The following is a 19,131-nucleotide window of genomic DNA, read 5'->3' on the forward strand; positions in this document are numbered from 1 at the left end:
GTACCTGTTCGGCCAGGGGGTGGCGCCAGAAGTAGTGGATCTGTCCCACTGGGCCACCCCCTATTTCCAGTGCCGGTTCACTCGTCGGTGAACAATTCGTCGGCGTTCGCCGCGTGTACGGCTCGTTCGGCCCACGTCTCCAGTTGGCTGAGGTCGGTGCAGGCTTCGATGCGTGCGCGGGCGGTGTCCGGGACGGGGATGCGGCGCCATTCGAGGAGGTGAAGGAGCATCGTCCGGGAAGCCTCGATGCGCCCCTCTTCCCTGGCCTTCGCGCGAGCCTCTTCTCGGCCTTCCTCGCGTACCTGTTCGGCCAGGGGGTGGCGCCAGAAGTAGTGGATCTGTCCCACTGGGCCACCCCCTATTTCCAGTGCCGGTTCACTCGTCGGTGAACAACTCGTCGGCGTTCGCCGCGTGTACGGCTCGTTCGGCCCACGTCTCCAGTTGGCTGAGGTCGGTGCAGGCTTCGATGCGTGCGCGGGCGGTGTCGGGGACGGGGATGCGGCGCCATTCCAGAAGGCGAAGAACCATCGCCTGGGATGTCTGGATGCGCCCCTCTTCCCTGCCTTCCGCGCGTACCTGTTCAGCCAGCGGATGGCGCCAGAAGTACTGGACGGTTGTCATCAAGTCCCTCCACATCTGCTTCGCTTGGGGGTTGGTCAGGCAGGAGTCGACGAACTGCGCGTAGACCGAGGCGGTGTCCGCGTCGATGGTCTTCAGGATGGCCACCAGGGATTCCAGTATGGCCGGAGCCTGGGGCCCCTGTCCGTGTGTCATCGCCGAGAGCACCGCGAGGGACGGATCGCGCTCGCCCCAGCGCTCGTCGGTGATCATCGGCACGTTGTCCGGCCCCAGCACCAGCGGCCGCACCGTCATGGAGTGCCAGTCCCGGAAGCCGAACCGGATGGGCCGCGAGGCCCACTTCGCGGTCGTACTGCTCTGCGTGATCACGATCAGCACCGGCTCGCAGCGGTACTTCTCGTACAAGTAGGCGAGGTAGTAAGGCCAACTGCCCCGTTTCCGGTCGTCCACCTTCCCCTGCGACTCCACCACCAGCAGATACGTGCCCTCGTCCGTCTCCGCCCGCATCAGCGTGTCCACGCGCCGCTCGACCGGTTCGATCTCGGTGAGGTCCACATTCAGCGCGGCGATCTCCCGTATGGCTCCGGAAACGGCACGTGCAGTACTCGCTGCAACGCCTTGGTCAACACCGCGGGATCCTTCTGAAAGATCCGGTGCAGTGCCTCGTGTGACGAGCCGACCATCGACCCTCCCTCCTGTCGTACGACGTGCTCAACGAGCGAGATCCACAGAGGTTGCATATGCCGGGAGAAAATGACATCCAAGCCAATCCCGGTGGCGGCACCGCCCCCACGCGCTGTCACCCCCCGCCGCTACCGTCGTCCCATGGCGCAACAGGCGGGGAACCACACCGGTGAGCGGCGGACGACCGTGGTCGAAGGGGTGCTGGAGAGGATCACGTACGCCAATGAGGAGAACGGGTACACCGTCGCGCGGGTGGACACCGGCAGGGGCGGCGGGGAGCTGCTCACCGTCGTCGGGGCGCTCCTCGGGGCGCAGGTCGGGGAGTCCCTGCGGATGGAGGGGCGGTGGGGGAGCCATCCGCAGCACGGCAGGCAGTTCCAGGTGGAGAACTACAGCACCGTGCTCCCGGCGACCGTCCAGGGCATGCGGCGCTACCTCGGCTCCGGACTCGTCAAGGGGATCGGGCCCGTCTTCGCCGACCGGATCACCCGGCACTTCGGCGTCGACACCCTCCGCGTCATCGAGGAGGAGCCCGAGCGGCTGATCGAGGTGCCGGGGCTCGGGCCCAAGCGGACCAAGAAGATCGCCGAGGCGTGGGAGGAGCAGAAGGCGATCAAGGAGGTCATGCTGTTCCTCCAGACCGTCGAGGTCTCCACCTCCATCGCCGTGCGGATCTACAAGAAGTACGGCGACCAGTCGATCGATGTCGTCAGGAAGAACCCCTACCGGCTCGCCGCCGACGTCTGGGGCATCGGCTTCCTCACCGCCGACAAGATCGCCCAGTCCGTCGGCATCCCGCACGACAGCCCCGAGCGCGTCAAGGCCGGCCTCCAGTACGCCCTCTCCCAGTCCGCCGACCAGGGCAACTGCTACCTGCCGGAAGAACGCCTCATCGCCGACGCGGTGAAGCTGCTCCAGGTCGACACCGGTCTCGTCATCGAGTGCCTCGGCGAGCTGGCACGGGAGCCGGAGGAGGGCGGCGACCCCGGTGTCGTACGGGAGAAGGTGCCCGGACCCGATGGGGGCGAGCCCGTCACCGCCGTCTACCTCGTCCCCTTCCACCGCGCCGAACTGTCCCTGGCCGCCCAGCTCCTGCGCCTCCTGCGCACCGGCGAGGACCGCATGCCCGGCTTCCAGGACGTGGACTGGGGCAAGGCCCTCGGCTGGCTCCGCCACCGCACCGGCGCCGACCTCGCGCCCGAGCAGGAGGCCGCCGTCCGGCTCGCGCTCACGCAGAAGGTCGCCGTACTCACCGGCGGCCCCGGCTGCGGCAAGTCCTTCACGGTCCGCTCCGTCGTGGAGCTGGCCCGCGCCCGGCGGGCCAAGGTGCTGCTCGCCGCGCCCACCGGCCGTGCCGCCAAGCGGCTCGCCGAGCTGACCGGGGCCGACGCGTCCACCGTGCACCGGCTGCTGGAGCTGAAGCCCGGCGGAGACGCGGCCTACGACCGGGAACGGCCCCTGGACGCCGACCTGGTGGTCGTGGACGAGGCGTCCATGCTGGACCTCCTCCTCGCCAACAAGCTGGTGAAGGCCGTACCGCCCGGAGCGCACCTCCTCTTCGTCGGGGACGTCGACCAGTTGCCCAGCGTCGGCGCCGGCGAGGTCCTGCGCGACCTGCTCGCGCCGGGCAGCCCGGTCCCCGCCGTCCGCCTCACCCGCGTCTTCCGGCAGGCCCAGCAGTCCGGCGTGGTCACCAACGCGCACCGGATCAACGCGGGCCGGCACCCCCTCACCGACGGGCTCAAGGACTTCTTCCTCTTCGTGGAGGACGACACGGAGGAGGCCGGACGGCTCACCGTGGACGTGGCGGCGCGCCGGATTCCCGCCCGGTTCGGGCTCGATCCCCGGCGCGATGTGCAGGTGCTCGCGCCGATGCACCGGGGCCCGGCCGGCGCGGGGGCGCTCAACGGGCTGCTCCAGCAGGCCATCACACCGGCCCGGCCCGATGTGCCGGAGAAGCGGTTCGGCGGGCGGGTCTTCCGGGTCGGCGACAAGGTGACCCAGATTCGCAACAATTACGAGAAGGGGAAGAACGGGGTCTTCAACGGCACCGTGGGCGTCGTCACCGCGCTCGATCCGGTCGACCAGCGGCTGACCGTCCTCACGGACGAGGACGAGGAGGTCCCGTATGAATACGACGAACTGGACGAACTGGCCCACGCGTACGCCGTGACCATCCACCGCTCGCAGGGAAGTGAATATCCCGCCGTGGTGATTCCCGTCACCACGGGAGCATGGATGATGCTCCAGCGGAACCTGCTCTACACGGCCGTGACGCGGGCCAAGAAGCTGGTCGTCCTGGTCGGTTCGCGCCGCGCGATCGGCCAGGCGGTGCGCACGGTGTCGGCCGGACGGCGGTGTACGGCCCTGGACTTCCGGCTCACCGGCAAAAATGATCGATCAAATGAGTCGTGAAGGTCACAGAGCACTTCCAGAAGGCCCTTCGAGGGGGCAGGATGGGCAGGCTGACGGCACTGAGTGCCGTCAATAGGCCCAATGGTCGACCCCGAGTGCACTCTCCTGAGCCAAATGGGGGATGGTAGAGACAGTCAGGGCACCTCGAAGATGAGGCACTACGTCGGTGAGGGAAGACGTGAGCGACAACTCTGTAGTACTGCGGTACGGCGACGGCGAGTACACCTACCCGGTGGTCGACAGCACCGTCGGCGACAAGGGCTTCGACATCGGGAAGCTGCGCGCCCAGACCGGGCTGGTGACCCTCGACAGCGGGTACGGCAACACGGCCGCCTATAAATCCGCGATCACCTACCTCGACGGCGAGGCGGGCATCCTCCGCTACCGCGGCTATCCCATCGAGCAGCTGGCCGAGCGCTCCACCTTCCTCGAGGTGGCGTACCTGCTGATCAACGGCGAGCTGCCCACCGTCGACGAGCTGACCGCGTTCAAGGGCGAGATCACGCGGCACACCCTGCTGCACGAGGACGTCAAGAACTTCTACAAGGGCTTCCCGCGCGACGCCCACCCGATGGCCATGCTGTCCTCGGTCGTCTCGGCGCTGTCCACCTTCTACCAGGACAGCCACAACCCGTTCGACGAGAAGCAGCGCAACCTCTCCACGATCCGGCTGCTCGCCAAGCTGCCGACGATCGCGGCGTACGCGTACAAGAAGTCGATCGGCCACCCGTTCGTCTACCCGCGCAACGACCTCGGCTACGTCGAGAACTTCCTGCGCATGACCTTCTCGGTCCCCGCCGACGAGTACGAGCTGGACCCGGTCGTCGTCTCCGCGCTGGACAAGCTGCTGATCCTGCACGCCGACCACGAGCAGAACTGTTCGACCTCCACGGTCCGCCTCGTCGGCTCCTCGCAGGCCAACATGTTCGCGTCGATCTCGGCCGGCATCAACGCGCTGTGGGGCCCGCTGCACGGCGGCGCCAACCAGTCCGTCCTGGAGATGCTGGAGGGCATCCGCGACTCGGGCTCCGACGTCGACACCTTCATCCGCAAGGTGAAGAACAAGGAGGACGGCGTCCGCCTGATGGGCTTCGGCCACCGGGTCTACAAGAACTTCGACCCGCGCGCCAAGATCATCAAGGCCGCCGCGCACGACGTCCTGTCGGCCCTCGGCAAGTCCGACGAGCTGCTGGACATCGCGCTCAAGCTGGAGGAGCACGCGCTCTCCGACGACTACTTCGTCTCGCGCAGCCTCTACCCGAACGTGGACTTCTACACCGGTCTGATCTACCGGGCCATGGGCTTCCCGGCCGAGATGTTCACCGTGCTGTTCTCCCTCGGCCGCCTGCCGGGCTGGATCGCCCAGTGGACCGAGATGATCAAGGAGCCGGGTTCCCGCATCGGCCGCCCGCGCCAGATCTACACGGGCGTGGTCGAGCGCGACTTCGTGCCGGTCGAGGCGCGCTGAGCCCGACGCAGGCATAAGAAGAAGGCGCCCTGAGCCGCCGGTCCCCCCACGGGCCGACGACCAGGGCGCCTTCCCATGTCCCGGTGCGGATTCCCCCCACGGGATCCGGGCCGGGCGCTCGGAGAGGACAGCGCCTGAATCGCTGTCGATTGCGGTCTGCCGGGACAAGCACGCCGGGAGGGCCGCTCAAAGCTTCCCGATGTACGTGCCCCGGCAACGCATCTCCGGGGACGTCCCCCAAGACATCCCCAGACGCCGGAACAGCGCCCCCCAAGACGCCGATCCGACATCGCCAACTTAGACCTTCGAACCCCTTCGATGGTTACGTTCACAGCACTGTGATCTGCGTCTCTTGCATATGTCCCTTTGATGCGCAAGAGCCCCGATCCGTGGATCGGGACCCGAGCGTAAGGATGATGCGCGAGCCTTGTGAAGAGTTTATGGGAGGCTCGCGTCCGTCTCTAGAGGGACTCCGGTACCGGCTTCGAGCGTCTGCTCACCGGAACCGGCGCAGCCGCAGGCTGTTGGTGACCACGAACACCGAGGAGAACGCCATCGCGGCGCCCGCGATCATCGGGTTCAGCAGCCCCGCGGCGGCCAGCGGCAGCGCGGCCACGTTGTAACCGAACGCCCAGACGAGGTTGCCCTTGATGGTGGCCAGCGTCCGGCGGGACAGCCGGATCGCGTCGGCCGCCGTCCGCAGATCACCGCGGACCAGCGTCAGGTCGCCCGCCTCGATCGCCGCGTCGGTGCCGGTGCCCATCGCCAGGCCCAGGTCGGCGGCGGCGAGGGCGGCCGCGTCGTTGACGCCGTCGCCGACCATGGCCACCACGCGGCCCCCGGCCTTCAGGCGCCGTACTACGTCCACCTTGTCCTCGGGCAGTACCTGCGCGTACACCTGCCCGGCGTCGATGCCGACGGCCCTGGCGACCGACTCCGCGGCCGTCCGGTTGTCCCCGGTGAGCAGCACCGGCGTCAGGCCGAGGGCGCGCAGCTCGCGGATCGCCTCGGCGCTGGTCTCCTTGATCGTGTCGGCGACCGCGAGGACTCCGCGGGCCCGTCCGTCCCAGCCCGCCAGGACGGCCGTACGGCCCTCCCGCTCGGCCTCGGCCACCGCGCGGGCCAGCTCCTCGGGAACCTCGTCGTACAGGCGCCCCACGGCCACCTCACGGCCGTCCACGCGCCCGCGCACGCCCCGTCCGGGAACGTTCTCGAAGTGCTCGACCGCCGGGAGCGCCCGTCCGTCGTCCGCCGCCGCCCTAGCCGAAGAGCGCTGCGCGTCCGCCCCCCTCAAGCGTTCCTCGGCGCCGGCCGCGATGGCGCGGGCGATGGGGTGCTCGGAGGCGTGCTCCAGGGCGCCGGCGAGGCGCAGCAGTTCCGTCTCGTCCTCGCCGGCGGCGGCGTACACCGTCTGGAGGGTCATCCGGCCGGTGGTGACGGTGCCGGTCTTGTCCAGGACGACGGTGTCGACGCGCCGGGTGGACTCCAGGACCTCGGGGCCCTTGATCAGGATGCCGAGCTGGGCGCCGCGCCCGGTGCCGACCATCAGCGCGGTCGGCGTGGCCAGGCCCAGCGCGCAGGGGCAGGCGATGATCAGGACGGCGACGGCGGCGGTGAACGCGGAGACCGCGTCCCCGGTGACGCCGAGCCAGACCCCGAAGGTGGCGAGCGCGATCAGGACGACCACGGGCACGAACACCGCGGAGACGCGGTCGGCGAGCCGCTGCACCTCGGCCTTGCCGTTCTGCGCGTCCTCCACCAGCCGGGCCATCCGGGCGAGCTGGGTGTCGGCGCCGACACGGGTGGCCTCGACCACCAGCCGGCCGCCCGCGTTGACCGTGGCGCCGGTGACCCGGTCGCCGGGGCCGACGTCCACCGGCACCGACTCGCCGGTCAGCATGGACGCGTCGACGGCGGAGACGCCCTCGACCACGGTGCCGTCGGTGGCGATCTTCTCGCCGGGCCGTACGACGAACCGGTCGCCGACCGCGAGCGAGGAGACCGGCACCCGCACCTCGCCGCTGCCCCGCAGCACCGCCACGTCCTTCGCGCCCAGCTCCAGCAGCGCCCTCAGGGCGGCACCGGCGCGGCGCTTGGAGCGGGCCTCCAGGTAGCGGCCGAGCAGGATCAGCGCGATGACACCGGAGGCGACCTCCAGGTAGATCGTGGAGGCGCCGTCCGTCCGGGAGACGGTGAGGCGGAACTCGTCGTGCATGCCAGCCGTCCCGGCGCGGCCGAGGAACAGCGCCCACAGCGACCAGCCGAACGCGGCCAGCGTGCCGACCGAGACCAGGGTGTCCATGGTGGCCGCGCCGTGCCGGGCGTTGGTCCAGGCGGCGCGGTGGAAGGGCGCGCCGCCCCAGACGACGACGGGCGCGGCGAGGGTGAGGGAGAGCCACTGCCAGTTGTCGAACTGGAGGGCCGGGATCATCGCGAGCAGGACGACGGGCAGCGCGAGCAGCGCGGAGACGAGCAGCCGGTGGCGCAACGCGCCGAGTTCGGGGTCCCGCTCGGCGGACTGCGGGGCCGCGGCCTCGGGTTCGGGCCGCGGCGGGGCGGGCTCCTCGGCGGTGTACCCGGTCTTGACGACGGTGGCGATCAGGTCGGCGACCTCGACGCCCGCGCCGTAGCTGACCTTCGCCTTCTCGGTGGCGAAGTTGACGGTGGCGCTGACGCCGTCCATCCGGTTGAGCTTCTTCTCCACGCGTGCCGCGCAGGAGGCGCAGGTCATCCCGCCGATGAGCAGTTCGACCTCGGACGCCGTACCGGAGGACGCCGTACCGGAGGGTGCCGCGCCGGGGGTTATCGCGGTGTCCGCTTGCTCTGCGATGGTGCTGGTCATGTCCGGACTCCAGACATCGGACCGGACCGCGCGGAGCCAGTATCAGCTGGTCGGCGCGGCCGGTCGGGACTGTGGAAGGGCGGTGCTCAGGCCTTGCCGGCCAGCTCGAAGCCGGCCTCGTCCACGGCGGCGCGGACGGCCTCGTCGTCCAGCGGGGCGGCGGAGACGACGGTCACCTCGCCGCTCGACGCGACGGCCTTCACCGACGTGACGCCGGGAAGCTGGGAGATCTCGCCGGAGACGGATCCCTCGCAGTGTCCGCAGCTCATGCCGGTCACCTTGTAGACGGTGGTGACGGAGGCCGGGGTGTCGGTCTGGGCGCTCATGTCGTTCTCCTCGTCGTGGCGCATGGGGCCGGTGGGGTCGGCCGGTGTTGTTCCGATGGTTTCCCCACCATCCGCAGAGTATACCCCTAGGGGGTATTTCTCCAAGGGGGGTACGAGGGATTCCGCCGGGCGAGTGACAGCGCCCAGGCGAGCGCGGCCAGCGCGACCAGGGCCGGCCCCAGGGCCGAGACCAGGGTGAGCAGGTGCTGCTGGGCGGCGCTCGGCTGCGGCGGGTACCCCGGTGCGAACAACCCGCTCTCCACGCCCCGGCCGGTGAGCCGTACGACCAGCCAGGGCGCGAGGCCGCGCGCCGCGTCCGCCAGGGCGTGCAGCAGGGCGGCGCCCATGCAGGCGGCGACCACCGGCGGGGCGTACCGGAAGCGGCCGTCGGGGCGGCGCAGCGCCAGCAGCACACCGCCCGCGGCCGCGGTCCAGGCCCCCTGCCCGAGCGGCGCGAGCAGCCCGCGCACCAGCTCCGTCTCCAGCTGTCCCCAGGGGTCCGGGGCCCACAGGGCGGCGTCGAGGGCGTGTCCGGCGCTCTCCAGCGCCGCGAAGCCGACGCCGACGGCGGCGCCCAGGATCAGCCCGGCCCGCATGCCGCGGACGGCCGGCTGCCGGCGCAGCGCGAACACCAGCGCCCCCAGCTTGGCCGCCTCCTCGGCCAGGGCGACGGTCAGGTACCGGTTCAGGGAGGGGTGCGGCGCGGACGAGGCCGCGAGCGAGGCGCCGAGCACGCCGAGCGCCCCGCCCGCCAGGAAGCAGCCGAGGACCGCGCTGACCCCGAGGTCGCGGGCGCCCCGCTCGTACGCCCACAGCACGAGGACCACCGGCAGCAGGAAGGTGCCCAGCAGGGCGGGTGTCACGAGCGCCGCCGTGCTCCGGGTCGCGAGGGCCAGCCCCGCGGCCGGCCCCCACACCGCGAGCCCGCCGACCAGGCAGCGCCGCCACAGGCCCGCGCCGATGCGCGGGTACGGGGGCGGGGGCTGCTGCGGATGGGGGATGCGGGCCCTGGGCGTGCCGGGCGGCGGGGGGTGGCTCACGTGGGTCGTCCCCTCGGGCTGGGGCAGAGGCGGGTCACCGGGGCGGTGCGTCGAGTGACGCACCGAGCGCGTTCACGGACGAATCCCTCGCACCTTAGGCAGATCTCCCGAACCGTCGCCGTTCGGCTGCGCCGTATGCGTGACGGCCCGCGGGTGCGCGCCGGCGTGAAAGGGTGGGCCGTATGCGAGCCGTGGTGTTCGAGGAGTTCGGGAAGCCGGCCGAGGTGCGGGAGGTGCCCGATCCGGTGCCCGCGGAACACGGGGTCGTGGTGCGGGTCGAGGCGACCGGGCTGTGCCGCAGCGACTGGCACGGCTGGATGGGCCACGACCCGGACATCGTGCTGCCGCATGTGCCCGGACACGAGCTGGCCGGTGTGGTCGAGGCGGTGGGCAGCCGGGTGACCGGCCGGCGGCCCGGCGACCGGGTCACCGTGCCGTTCGTCTGCGCCTGCGGCACCTGCCCGGCCTGCGCGGCGGGCGAGCAGCAGGTGTGCGAGCGGCAGACCCAGCCCGGCTTCACCCACTGGGGCTCCTTCGCCGAGTACGTCGCCCTCGACCACGCCGACGTCAACCTCGTGGCGATCCCGGACGGCATGGCGCCCGCCACCGCCGCGGGCCTCGGCTGCCGCTTCGCCACCGCTTTCCGCGCCGTGGTGCAGCAGGGACGGGCCGCGCCCGGCCAGTGGGTCGCGGTGCACGGCTGCGGCGGGGTCGGTCTGTCCGCCGTGATGATCGCGGCGGCGGCCGGGGCGCGGGTGGTCGCCGTCGACATCGCGCCCGGAGCGCTGGAGCTGGCCCGGACGTTCGGCGCGGCGCACTGCCTGGACGCGCACACGGTGCCCGACACGGCCGCGGCGGTACGGGAGCTGACCGGTGGCGGCGCCCACCTGTCCCTGGACGCCCTCGGCTCGCCCGCCACCTGCGCCGCCTCCGTGGGCTCCCTGCGCCGCCGCGGCCGGCACGTCCAGGTCGGACTGCTGCCCTCGGCCGACGGCACCACCCCGGTGCCGATGGCCCGCGCGATCGCGCTGGAACTGGAACTGCTCGGCAGCCACGGCATGGCCGCCCACTCCTACCCCGGCATGCTGGAGCTGGTCCGCTCCGGCGCGCTGCGCCCGGACCTCCTGGTGACCTCCACCGTCCCGCTCGACGCGGCCCCGGCGGCCCTCGCCCGGATGGGCCGGGCGCCGGGGGCCGGGGTGACGGTCATCGAGCCGTGGTCGTGAGTCCCTTGCGGGCAGGGGGCGTTCAGTCGGCCCGGCGGCCGCGGTTGCTCGGCCGGGAGGCGACCCAGGCGCGCACGGTGTCCGCGTACCAGTAGGGCTTGCCGCCCTCCACCTGGTCCGGCGGGGGCAGCAGCCCGTGTTTGCGGTACGAGCGCACGGTGTCCGGCTGCACCTTGATGTGCGCCGCGATCTCCTTGTAGGACCAGAGCCTGCGGTCGGTCATGAGCTGCACCTCCCCGCGCGCACCGCGGGGGCGGCCGGGGACGGCCGTCGGGGGAACCGGGTGCTGCGCTGGCGATCACCAAGCCTGCGCCCGGACAACGACGCACCGTGACCAACGGTCAGCCCCTGTCGACCGGGTGTGACGCAGCGCCCGCGTAGGCGCGACATGTGTGACGGAAGAGGGGTATTCGTGACAAGGCTGCCGCAAAGCGGGGCGCGGGAGCGGGCGTAGCCGGCCCCGGAACGGGGAACGTACCCGGCACTCCCCGTCGTCCGAATGTCCGGACAAAGCATTGACAGCGCTCCGCGGGCAGGAATAGAAAGCCGGGGGAGCCGGGACGAAGGGGAGCCGATGGCGTACGACCTGATCACCATGGGCCGGATCGGAGTGGACCTGTATCCGCTCCAGGCCGGGGTCCCGCTCGCGCAGGTGACGTCCTTCGGCAAGTTCCTCGGCGGCTCGGCGACCAACGTCGCGGTGGCGGCGGCGCGGCTGGGACGGACCGCCGCCGTGATCACCCGTACCGGTGACGATCCCTTCGGCGCCTATCTGCACGACGCACTGCGCGCCCTCGGCGTCGACGACCGCTGGGTCACCCCCGTGCCCGGCCTCCCCACCCCCGTCACCTTCTGCGAGATCTTCCCGCCGGACGACTTCCCGCTGTACTTCTACCGGCAGCCCAAGGCCCCCGACCTGGAGATCGAGGCCGGCGAGCTGGATCTCGACGCCATCGCCGCCGCCCGGATCTTCTGGATGACCGGCACCGGGCTCAGCGAGGAGCCCAGCCGCACGGCCACGCTCGCCGCCCTCGCCCACCGGGACCGGGCCGGTACCACCGTCTTCGACCTCGACTGGCGGCCGATGTTCTGGCGCGACCCCGAGGCGGCCCGCTCCTGCTACGCCGAGGCGCTGCGGCACGTCTCCGTCGCGGTCGGCAACCTGGACGAGGTGGAGATCGCCACCGGCACCCGTGAACCCCGCGCCGCCGCATGGGCGTTGCTGGACGCGGGGGTCCGGCTCGCCGTGGTGAAACGGGGGCCCGAGGGGGTGCTGGCCGTCGGCGCGGACGGCGCGGCGGTCGAGGTGCCCCCGCTGCCCGTCACCGTCCTCAACGGGCTCGGCGCCGGAGACGCGTTCGGCGGCTGGCTGTGCCACGGCCTGCTGGCCGGCTGGGACCTGGAGACCACCCTGCGCGGTGCCAACGCGGCCGGCGCCATCGTCGCCTCGCGCCTGGAGTGCTCTACCGCGATGCCCACCCCGGCCGAGGTGGCCGCCGCCCTCGCCGCCGGAGCCGTACGGTGAGCGCGGACGGTCCGGCGGGACACACCGACGACACGGGCCGAACCGACGGCCTGGACCGCATCCCTGCCCGCCCCCGCCCCCGCCCCCGGCTCGCCCCCGATGTCGCCGATCTGGCCCGCATCCGGGCCCGGAACCCCGAAGCCATCGCCGAGGCCGCCGCCCGTCGCCGGCGCCGACCGCTGCTGGACGACACCGGCCGGCTGCTGATCGTCGCCGCCGACCACCCCGCCCGCGGCGCCCTCCGCGTCGGCGGCCGGGAATTCGCCATGGCCGACCGCGCCGACCTGCTCGGCCGCCTCTGCCTCGCGCTGTCGCGGCCCGGCGTCGACGGCGTCCTCGGCACCGCCGACATCCTGGACGACCTGCTGCTGCTCGGCGCGCTGGAGGACAAGGTCGTCATGGGCTCGATGAACCGCGGCGGGCTGCGCGGCGCGCGCTTCGAACTGGACGACCGGTTCACCGGGTACCGCCCCGAGGACATCGACCGCCTCCGCTTCGACGCGGGCAAGCTGCTGCTGCGCCTCGACTACACCGACCCCGGCTCCCTGACCACCCTGGAGTCCGCCGCCCGCGCCGTCGACGCCATGGCCGAGCGCCGGCTCCCGGTCTTCGTGGAACCCTTCATCAGCCGCCGCACCCCCGAGGGCGCCCTCGTCGACGACCTCTCCGCCGGGGCCGTCACCCGCTCCCTCGCCATCGCCTCGGGCCTGGGCGGCAGTTCGGCCTACACCTGGCTGAAGGTCCCGGTGACCGAGGACCCGCGGGACATGGCCCGCGTCATGGCCGCCTCCACCCTCCCGGCCGTACTGCTCGGCGGCGACACGGGCGACGCGCCCGCCGGCCGCCGCGCCGCCCACGAGAAGTGGCGCGCCGCGCTCCACCTGCCCACCGTGCGCGGCCTGGTGGCCGGCCGTTCGCTGCTGTACCCGGCGGACGGCGATGTGGCCGCCGCCGTCGACACCGCCACCGCACTGCTGCGAGGGGCCGCATGACCAGCACCGACCTGTATCTGCCGCGGGGCACCACCGCGAGCGCCGAGTACGCCCTCGACATCGGCCCGGAGCGCGCCGGATGGACGTACGGCGCGCTGCGTATCGTCGAGTTGTCCCCGGATGGCAACCATACGTTCAGCACCGGGAACAGTGAGTGGATCGTGCTTCCGCTGGAAGGCGGATGTACCGTTCGAATCGAGGAAAGCGAGTTCCAACTCCTGGGTCGGGACAGCGTGTTCGCGGGGGCCTCCGACTTCGCGTACGCGCCCCGAGCGGCCCGGGTCCAGATCGCCTCCGGCGCGGGAGGCCGCTTCGCCCTGGCAGGAGCGAAGTGCGAGCGACGACTCCCCGCCCGCTACGGCCCCGCGCCGGAGGTCCCCGTCGAGCGGCGCGGCAGCGGCGTCTGCGCCCGTCAGGTGCGCAACTTCGCCGCCGCGGACGCGTTCGAGTGCGACCGGCTGATCGCCGTCGAGGTCCTCACCCCCGGCGGCAACTGGTCCTCGTACCCGCCGCACAAGCACGACGAGCACCGGCCGGGCGAGGAGTGCGAGCTGGAGGAGATCTACTACTTCGAGATCGAGGGGCCCGGCGGCCTCGGCTACCAGCGGGTGTTCCCCTCCCGGCCGGGCGGCGCCGACGTGCTCGCCGAGGTCCGCTCCGGCGACGCCGTCCTCGTCCCCGACGGCTGGCACGGCCCCTCCATCGCCCAGCCGGGACACGCCATGTACTACCTGAACGTCATGGCCGGGCCCGGCGAGAGCAGGGAGTGGCGGATCCGCTTCCACCCCGACCACACCGGGACCACCGGGGGCTACCGATGACGATCCGGCTCACCGTCGCCCAGGCGCTCATCCGCTTCCTCACCGCCCAGTACGCCGAACGCGACGGCGGGCGGCGCCGGTTGATCGGCGCCACCTGGGGCATCTTCGGCCACGGGAACGTGGCGGGCATCGGGCAGGCGCTGGTCGAGTACGCGGACGTGATGCCGTACCACCAGGGTCGCAACGAGCAGGCCATGGTGCACGCGGCCGTCGGCTACGCCCGCCAGTCGGGCCGCCTCGCCACCCACGCGGTGACGACCTCGATCGGCCCCGGCGCCACCAATCTCGTCACCGGCGCCGCCCTCGCCACCGTCAACCACCTCCCCGTCCTGCTGCTGCCCGGCGACGTCTTCGCCACCCGCCCCGCCGACCCGGTCCTGCAGCAGCTGGAGGTGCCGTACGCGGGCGACGTCTCGGTCAACGACACGCTGCGCCCGGTCTCCCGCTACTTCGACCGGATCACCCGCCCCGAGCAGCTCGTCCCGAGCGCGCTCGCGGCCATGCGGGTGCTCACCGACCCCGTGGAGACCGGCGCGGTCACCCTCGCCCTGCCGCAGGACGTGCAGGCGGAGGCGTACGACTGGCCCGAGGAGTTCTTCGCCGAGCGGGTGTGGACCGTACGACGGCCGGCCCCCGACCCCGCCGAACTGGCCCGCGCGGTCCAGGCCGTGCGGGCCGCGCGCCGCCCCCTCCTCGTCGCGGGCGGCGGGGTGCGCCACAGCCGCGCCGAGGCGGCCCTCGCCGCGTTCGCCGGGGCGACCGGCATCCCCGTCGCGTGCACCCAGGCGGGCAAGGGCGCGCTGCGGTACGACCATCCGCAGGACGTCGGCGGGATCGGCCACACCGGCACCGCGACCGCCGACGACCTGGCGCGCACCGCGGACCTGGTGATCGGCGTCGGCACCCGCTTCACCGACTTCACCACCGCCTCCGGCACCCTCTTCCAGCACCCGGACGTCCGCTTCGTGCAGCTCAACATCGCGTCCCACGACGCCCACAAACTGGCCGCGCTGCCCCTGGTCGCCGATGCCCGCACCGGCCTGGAGGAGCTGAGCGAGGCGCTGGCGCCGCACCGGGTGGACGGCGCGTACGCGCAGGAGTACACGGCGGGCAAGGAGCGCTGGGAGCGGCGTGTCGACGCCTGCTTCGCGAGCCCCGACCCGGCCGCGCGGCCGACACAGGCGCAGGTCCTCGGCGCGCTCGACGCCCTGGTGGACGAGTCCGACATCGTGATCAACGCGGCCGGTTCGCTCCCCGGCGAGCTGCACAAGCTGTGGCGGGTGCGCTCCCGCGACCAGTACCACGTGGAGTACGGCTACTCCTGCATGGGCTACGAGATCCCGGCCGCGCTCGGCGTGAAGCTGGCGGCGCCGGAGCGGAACGTCTGGGCGCTGGTCGGCGACGGCACGTATCTGATGATGCCGACCGAGATCGTGACCGCCGTCCAGGAGGGCATCGCGATCAAAGTGCTGCTGGTGCAGAACCACGGGTACGCGTCCATCGGGGGCCTCTCGGCGGCGGTGGGCGGCGAGGGGTTCGGCACCGCCTACCGGTTCAGGACGGAGGAAGGGACGTACACGGGCGCCCCGCTGCCCGTCGATCTCGCGGCCAACGCGGCCAGCCTGGGGATGCGGGTACTGCGGGCGGGGAACGCCGGCGAGCTGCGCGCGGCGCTCGCAAAGGCGCGGACCGCCGACACTGCCACATGTGTCTACGTCGAGACCGAAACGTCCGACACTGTGTCGGGCGCGCCCGAGGCGCAGGCCTGGTGGGATGTCCCCGTGGCCGCGACCGCGACCCGGACACCCGCGGTCACGGCACGCGAGCAGTACGAACGGCACGTCTCGACCCGACGCCGCCATCTGTGAGTAAGGAGTCTCTGGGCATGACGAAGATCGTCAACCACTGGATCGGCGGGAAGACCGCCGAAGGCGCGTCGGGCACGTACGGGCCGGTCACCGACCCGGCGACCGGCGCGGTCACCACCAAGGTCGCGTTCGCCTCGGTGGCGGAAGTGGACGCCGCGGTCGCGGCCGCCAAGGACGCCTTCGCGACCTGGGGCCAGTCCTCGCTCGCCCAGCGCACCACGATCCTCTTCGCGTTCCGGGCGCTGCTGGACGCGCACCGCGACGAGATCGCCGAGCTGATCACCGCCGAGCACGGCAAGGTGCACTCCGACGCGCTCGGCGAGGTCGCCCGCGGCCTGGAGATCGTGGACCTGGCCTGCGGCATCAGCGTGCAGCTCAAGGGCGAGCTGTCCACCCAGGTCGCGAACCGCGTGGACGTGGCCTCGATCCGCCAGCCGCTCGGTGTGGTCGCGGGCATCACGCCGTTCAACTTCCCGGCGATGGTCCCGATGTGGATGTTCCCGCTCGCCATCGCGACCGGGAACACCTTCGTGCTCAAGCCGAGCGAGAAGGACCCCTCGGCCTCCATCCGCATCGCGGAGCTGCTGGCCGAGGCCGGGCTCCCGGACGGCGTGTTCAACGTGGTGCACGGCGACAAGGTGGCGGTGGACCGGCTGCTGGAGCACCCGGACGTGCAGGCCGTCTCCTTCGTCGGCTCCACCCCGATCGCCCGCTACATCCACGCCACCGCCTCCGCCCACGGCAAGCGCGTGCAGGCCCTGGGCGGCGCCAAGAACCACATGCTGGTGCTGCCGGACGCCGACCTGGACGCGGCGGCCGACGCGGCCGTCTCCGCTGCCTACGGCTCGGCCGGCGAGCGCTGCATGGCGATCTCCGCGGTCGTCGCGGTCGGCTCCATCGGCGACGAGCTGGTGGCGAAGATCCGCGAGCGCGCCGAGAAGATCAAGATCGGTCCGGGCAGCGACCCCGCCTCCGAGATGGGCCCGCTGATCACCGCCGCCCACCGCGACAAGGTGGCCTCCTATGTCGCCGGCGCCGCCGCCGAGGGCGCCGAGGTGGTCCTGGACGGCACCGGCTTCACGGTCGAGGGGTACGAGGACGGCCACTGGATCGGCATCTCCCTGCTGGACAAGGTGCCGACGACCGCCAAGGCGTACCAGGACGAGATCTTCGGCCCGGTGCTGTGCGTGCTGCGCGTGGATACCTACGACGAAGGCGTCGCCCTCATGAACGCCTCGCCGTTCGGCAACGGCACCGCGATCTTCACGCGGGACGGCGGCGCCGCCCGCCGCTTCCAGCTGGAGGTCGAGGCCGGCATGGTCGGCGTCAACGTGCCGATCCCGGTGCCGGTGGGCTACCACTCCTTCGGCGGCTGGAAGGACTCGCTGTTCGGCGACCACCACATCTACGGCAACGACGGCACGCACTTCTACACCCGCGGAAAGGTGATCACCACCCGCTGGCCCGACCCGGCCGACGCCCCCACCGGCGTCGACCTCGGGTTCCCGCGCAACCACTGAGCGTGACGTAGCGCCGCCGCTCTCCCCGTGTCAGGCCGTCCGGATTCCGGACGGCCTGACATTTTTTTGAAACGTCGGCTGCGGTTCCCGTTCATGTGGAGGAAACGGGTGACGAAGGGGTGAACGGGGGATTGCCTTAGAAAGCAAGGTCAGATCCTGTACAGGCTTGGTGGATGCACCTATAGAGCCTTGTCGCCTGCGAATCTGATCCCCGACGGCACGCTTCCGCGGTGCGGATTCCGAAGGTAAACAGCCATTGACGTGGTGGTTTTCGTCGGGGTTCCCTATGGGCGCCGGGAGCGGACGAAGACGACCGTACGACGACGATCCGCCGGAGGCGATAGCGCTCCCGAACCCCCCACCCTCACGCACGACACGAGTCGATCGGATTCCGCCGTATGACCGACACGCTCCGCCCTGTCGAGACGGGTCTCCTCGCCGAGGCCACGGACAGCCCCCAGAAGCTCAAGCGCTCCATCGGCGTGGTCGGCGGCACTCTGCTCACCCTCTCGTGCGTCACTCCGGCCTCCACCCTGTTCGTGATCGTGCCGGACCTCTTCTCCAGCCTGGGCACGGCGACCGCGCTCTGCCTCGCCATCGGCGCACTGCTCTGCATCCCGGTCGCCTTCTGCTACTCGGAGCTGGGCACCCTGATCCCCAGCGCGGGCGGCGAGTACGCGATGGTCTCCACCCTCGCGGGACGGCTGTCCGGCTGGCTGGCCTTCGTGATGTCGCTGCTCGTCGTGATGATCGTCCCCCCGGTCATCGCGATGGGCACCGCCGACTACCTCGCCCCGATCGTCCACCTCGACCCGTCCTGGACGGGCGCCGGCGTGATGATCGCGGCCACCCTCGCGGGCCTGCTCGACCTGCGGGCCAATGCCTGGATCACCGGCATCTTCCTGGTCCTGGAGGTCATCGCGGCCGGTGTTGTCGCCGTGCTGGGCTTCGCCCACTCCCACCGCGGCCTGGGCTCCCTCACCTCCTTCCGGATCGCCGGCGAGCACGCCCACGTCAACCCGGTGACGGCCATGATGGTCCTCTCGGGGCTCGCCATCGCCCTCTTCGCCACTCAGGGCTTCTCCACCGCCGTCTACCTCTCCGAGGAACTGGAGAACCCGCGCCGCAACGTCGCCCGCACCGTCCTCGCCACGCTGGCCATCTCCAGCGTGGTCATCCTGGTGCCGGTCACCGCGATCACCCTGGGCGCGGGCGACCTCACCGCCCTGACCGGCGGCAACATCTCCAGCATGGTCATCGCCTGGAGCAACTCGGCCGTCGGCACCTTCGTCAGCCTCTGCGTCGCCCTCGCCATCATCAACGCGGGCATCGTGATGGTCATCCAGAACTCCCGCGTCCTGTTCGCCTCCGCCCGCGACAAGGCCTGGCCCTCGCCGGTCAACAACGCCCTGTCCAGGCTCGGCCGGTTCGGCTCCCCCTGGGTGGCCACCCTGGTCGTGGGCGTCCCCGGCGCGTTCCTCTGCTTCGTCAACCTGGACACCCTCTACGGCGTGACCGGCGTCGCCGTCACCGCCCTCTACCTCCTGGTCGCCGTCGCCGCCCTGCTCGGCCGCCGCGGCCACCACGGCACCCGCAAGGCCTGGCGGATGCCGCTGTGGCCCGCCATGCCGGTCCTGCTGATCGCCGTCCTGGTCTACATCCTGGTCGAGCAGCAGGTCTCGTACCTGATCTGGACCGGCGGCATCACCCTCGTCGCCACCCTTTACTGGGCCCTCTACCTCCGCCCGCGCCAGGAGACCCGCTGGCTGGTGTCCGTCCCCGAGGACACCCTGGAGGGCTGAGCCCCCTCACGCGCGGCCCCCGG

Annotated in this window: 14 protein-coding genes and 1 pseudogene; 9 read left to right on the forward strand and 6 right to left on the reverse strand. The window is 71.8% G+C overall.

Annotation, left to right across the window (positions count from 1 at the left end):
* Positions 1–77: 77 nt before the first annotated feature.
* Both ACZ7EC_RS05605 and ACZ7EC_RS05610 read right to left on the reverse strand, forming a co-directional pair.
* A complete protein-coding gene (locus ACZ7EC_RS05605) occupies positions 78–347 on the reverse strand; it encodes a hypothetical protein (RefSeq protein ID WP_471058419.1) in 270 nt (89 codons plus the stop codon).
* A 28-nt stretch (positions 348–375) separates the two neighbouring features.
* A pseudogene (locus ACZ7EC_RS05610) lies at positions 376–1,262 on the reverse strand (hypothetical protein).
* A 142-nt stretch (positions 1,263–1,404) separates the two neighbouring features.
* Here ACZ7EC_RS05610 and recD2 point away from each other — a divergent pair.
* Positions 1,405–3,678 (forward strand): SF1B family DNA helicase RecD2, encoded by a 2,274-nt coding sequence (gene recD2, locus ACZ7EC_RS05615; protein ID WP_471058422.1) that lies wholly within the window; start codon positions 1,405–1,407, stop codon positions 3,676–3,678.
* A gap of 178 nt (positions 3,679–3,856) precedes the next feature.
* Positions 3,857–5,146 (forward strand): citrate synthase, encoded by a 1,290-nt coding sequence (locus ACZ7EC_RS05620; RefSeq protein WP_397985861.1) that lies wholly within the window; start codon positions 3,857–3,859, stop codon positions 5,144–5,146.
* Positions 5,147–5,642: 496 nt separating this feature from the next.
* Here ACZ7EC_RS05620 and ACZ7EC_RS05625 read toward each other — a convergent pair whose 3' ends face one another.
* From ACZ7EC_RS05625 to ACZ7EC_RS05635, 3 genes are all read right to left on the reverse strand, one after another.
* Entirely contained in the window at positions 5,643–7,988 is a 2,346-nt protein-coding gene (locus tag ACZ7EC_RS05625) for a heavy metal translocating P-type ATPase (RefSeq protein WP_471058426.1), read from the reverse strand.
* Positions 7,989–8,074: 86 nt separating this feature from the next.
* Positions 8,075–8,314: a heavy-metal-associated domain-containing protein gene (locus tag ACZ7EC_RS05630; RefSeq protein WP_471058429.1), complete on the reverse strand. Its 240-nt coding sequence runs from the start codon at positions 8,312–8,314 to the stop codon at positions 8,075–8,077.
* Positions 8,315–8,400: 86 nt separating this feature from the next.
* Positions 8,401–9,354 carry a PrsW family glutamic-type intramembrane protease gene (locus tag ACZ7EC_RS05635; protein WP_471058432.1) on the reverse strand — a complete coding sequence of 318 codons (954 nt, stop codon included), beginning with the start codon at positions 9,352–9,354 and terminating at the stop codon, positions 8,401–8,403.
* Between the two features lie 182 nt (positions 9,355–9,536).
* Here ACZ7EC_RS05635 and ACZ7EC_RS05640 point away from each other — a divergent pair, with 182 nt between their 5' ends.
* Positions 9,537–10,580: a zinc-dependent alcohol dehydrogenase family protein gene (locus ACZ7EC_RS05640; RefSeq protein WP_471058435.1), complete on the forward strand. Its 1,044-nt coding sequence runs from the start codon at positions 9,537–9,539 to the stop codon at positions 10,578–10,580.
* A gap of 22 nt (positions 10,581–10,602) precedes the next feature.
* Here ACZ7EC_RS05640 and ACZ7EC_RS05645 read toward each other — a convergent pair whose 3' ends face one another.
* Positions 10,603–10,803, reverse strand: coding sequence for a helix-turn-helix transcriptional regulator (locus ACZ7EC_RS05645; RefSeq protein WP_397985866.1), 201 nt, complete (start codon positions 10,801–10,803; stop codon positions 10,603–10,605).
* A gap of 351 nt (positions 10,804–11,154) precedes the next feature.
* Here ACZ7EC_RS05645 and iolC point away from each other — a divergent pair, with 351 nt between their 5' ends.
* The 6 genes from iolC (at position 11,155) to ACZ7EC_RS05675 (ending at position 19,108) form a co-directional block, all read left to right on the forward strand.
* Positions 11,155–12,105 carry a 5-dehydro-2-deoxygluconokinase gene (gene iolC, locus ACZ7EC_RS05650; protein ID WP_471058439.1) on the forward strand — a complete coding sequence of 317 codons (951 nt, stop codon included), beginning with the start codon at positions 11,155–11,157 and terminating at the stop codon, positions 12,103–12,105.
* 59 nt (positions 12,106–12,164) lie between these two features.
* Positions 12,165–13,097, forward strand: coding sequence for a Cgl0159 family (beta/alpha)8-fold protein (locus tag ACZ7EC_RS05655; RefSeq protein ID WP_471059731.1), 933 nt, complete (start codon positions 12,165–12,167; stop codon positions 13,095–13,097).
* Positions 13,094–13,918: a 5-deoxy-glucuronate isomerase gene (iolB, locus tag ACZ7EC_RS05660; protein ID WP_471058443.1), complete on the forward strand. Its 825-nt coding sequence runs from the start codon at positions 13,094–13,096 to the stop codon at positions 13,916–13,918. Before ACZ7EC_RS05655 ends, iolB begins: the two co-directional genes overlap by 4 nt.
* The gene (gene iolD / locus ACZ7EC_RS05665; RefSeq protein WP_471058445.1) at positions 13,915–15,786 is read left to right on the forward strand and encodes a 3D-(3,5/4)-trihydroxycyclohexane-1,2-dione acylhydrolase (decyclizing); all 1,872 of its coding nucleotides are present in this window, start codon (positions 13,915–13,917) and stop codon (positions 15,784–15,786) included. The genes iolB and iolD overlap by 4 nt, the downstream gene beginning before the upstream one ends.
* Positions 15,787–15,803: 17 nt before the next feature.
* Positions 15,804–17,306, forward strand: a complete 1,503-nt coding sequence (gene mmsA, locus ACZ7EC_RS05670; protein ID WP_471058448.1) for a CoA-acylating methylmalonate-semialdehyde dehydrogenase — start codon at positions 15,804–15,806, stop codon at positions 17,304–17,306.
* 398 nt (positions 17,307–17,704) lie between these two features.
* On the forward strand, positions 17,705–19,108 hold the full coding sequence (locus ACZ7EC_RS05675) for an APC family permease (RefSeq protein WP_471058451.1): 1,404 nt from the start codon (positions 17,705–17,707) through the stop codon (positions 19,106–19,108).
* Positions 19,109–19,131 lie beyond the last annotated feature (23 nt).

It is taken from the genome of Streptomyces sp. NPDC037203 (assembly GCF_055605065.1).

Coding starts and splice junctions, on each gene's coding strand:
- ACZ7EC_RS05675 (WP_471058451.1), top strand. CDS start 17,705: ATGACCGACACGCTCCGCCCTGTCGAGACGGGTCTCCTCGCCGAGGCC.
- ACZ7EC_RS05640 (WP_471058435.1), top strand. CDS start 9,537: ATGCGAGCCGTGGTGTTCGAGGAGTTCGGGAAGCCGGCCGAGGTGCGG.
- iolD (WP_471058445.1), top strand. CDS start 13,915: ATGACGATCCGGCTCACCGTCGCCCAGGCGCTCATCCGCTTCCTCACC.
- iolB (WP_471058443.1), top strand. CDS start 13,094: ATGACCAGCACCGACCTGTATCTGCCGCGGGGCACCACCGCGAGCGCC.
- ACZ7EC_RS05625 (WP_471058426.1), bottom strand. CDS start 7,988: ATGACCAGCACCATCGCAGAGCAAGCGGACACCGCGATAACCCCCGGC.
- recD2 (WP_471058422.1), top strand. CDS start 1,405: ATGGCGCAACAGGCGGGGAACCACACCGGTGAGCGGCGGACGACCGTG.
- ACZ7EC_RS05630 (WP_471058429.1), bottom strand. CDS start 8,314: ATGAGCGCCCAGACCGACACCCCGGCCTCCGTCACCACCGTCTACAAG.
- iolC (WP_471058439.1), top strand. CDS start 11,155: ATGGCGTACGACCTGATCACCATGGGCCGGATCGGAGTGGACCTGTAT.
- mmsA (WP_471058448.1), top strand. CDS start 15,804: ATGACGAAGATCGTCAACCACTGGATCGGCGGGAAGACCGCCGAAGGC.
- ACZ7EC_RS05645 (WP_397985866.1), bottom strand. CDS start 10,803: ATGACCGACCGCAGGCTCTGGTCCTACAAGGAGATCGCGGCGCACATC.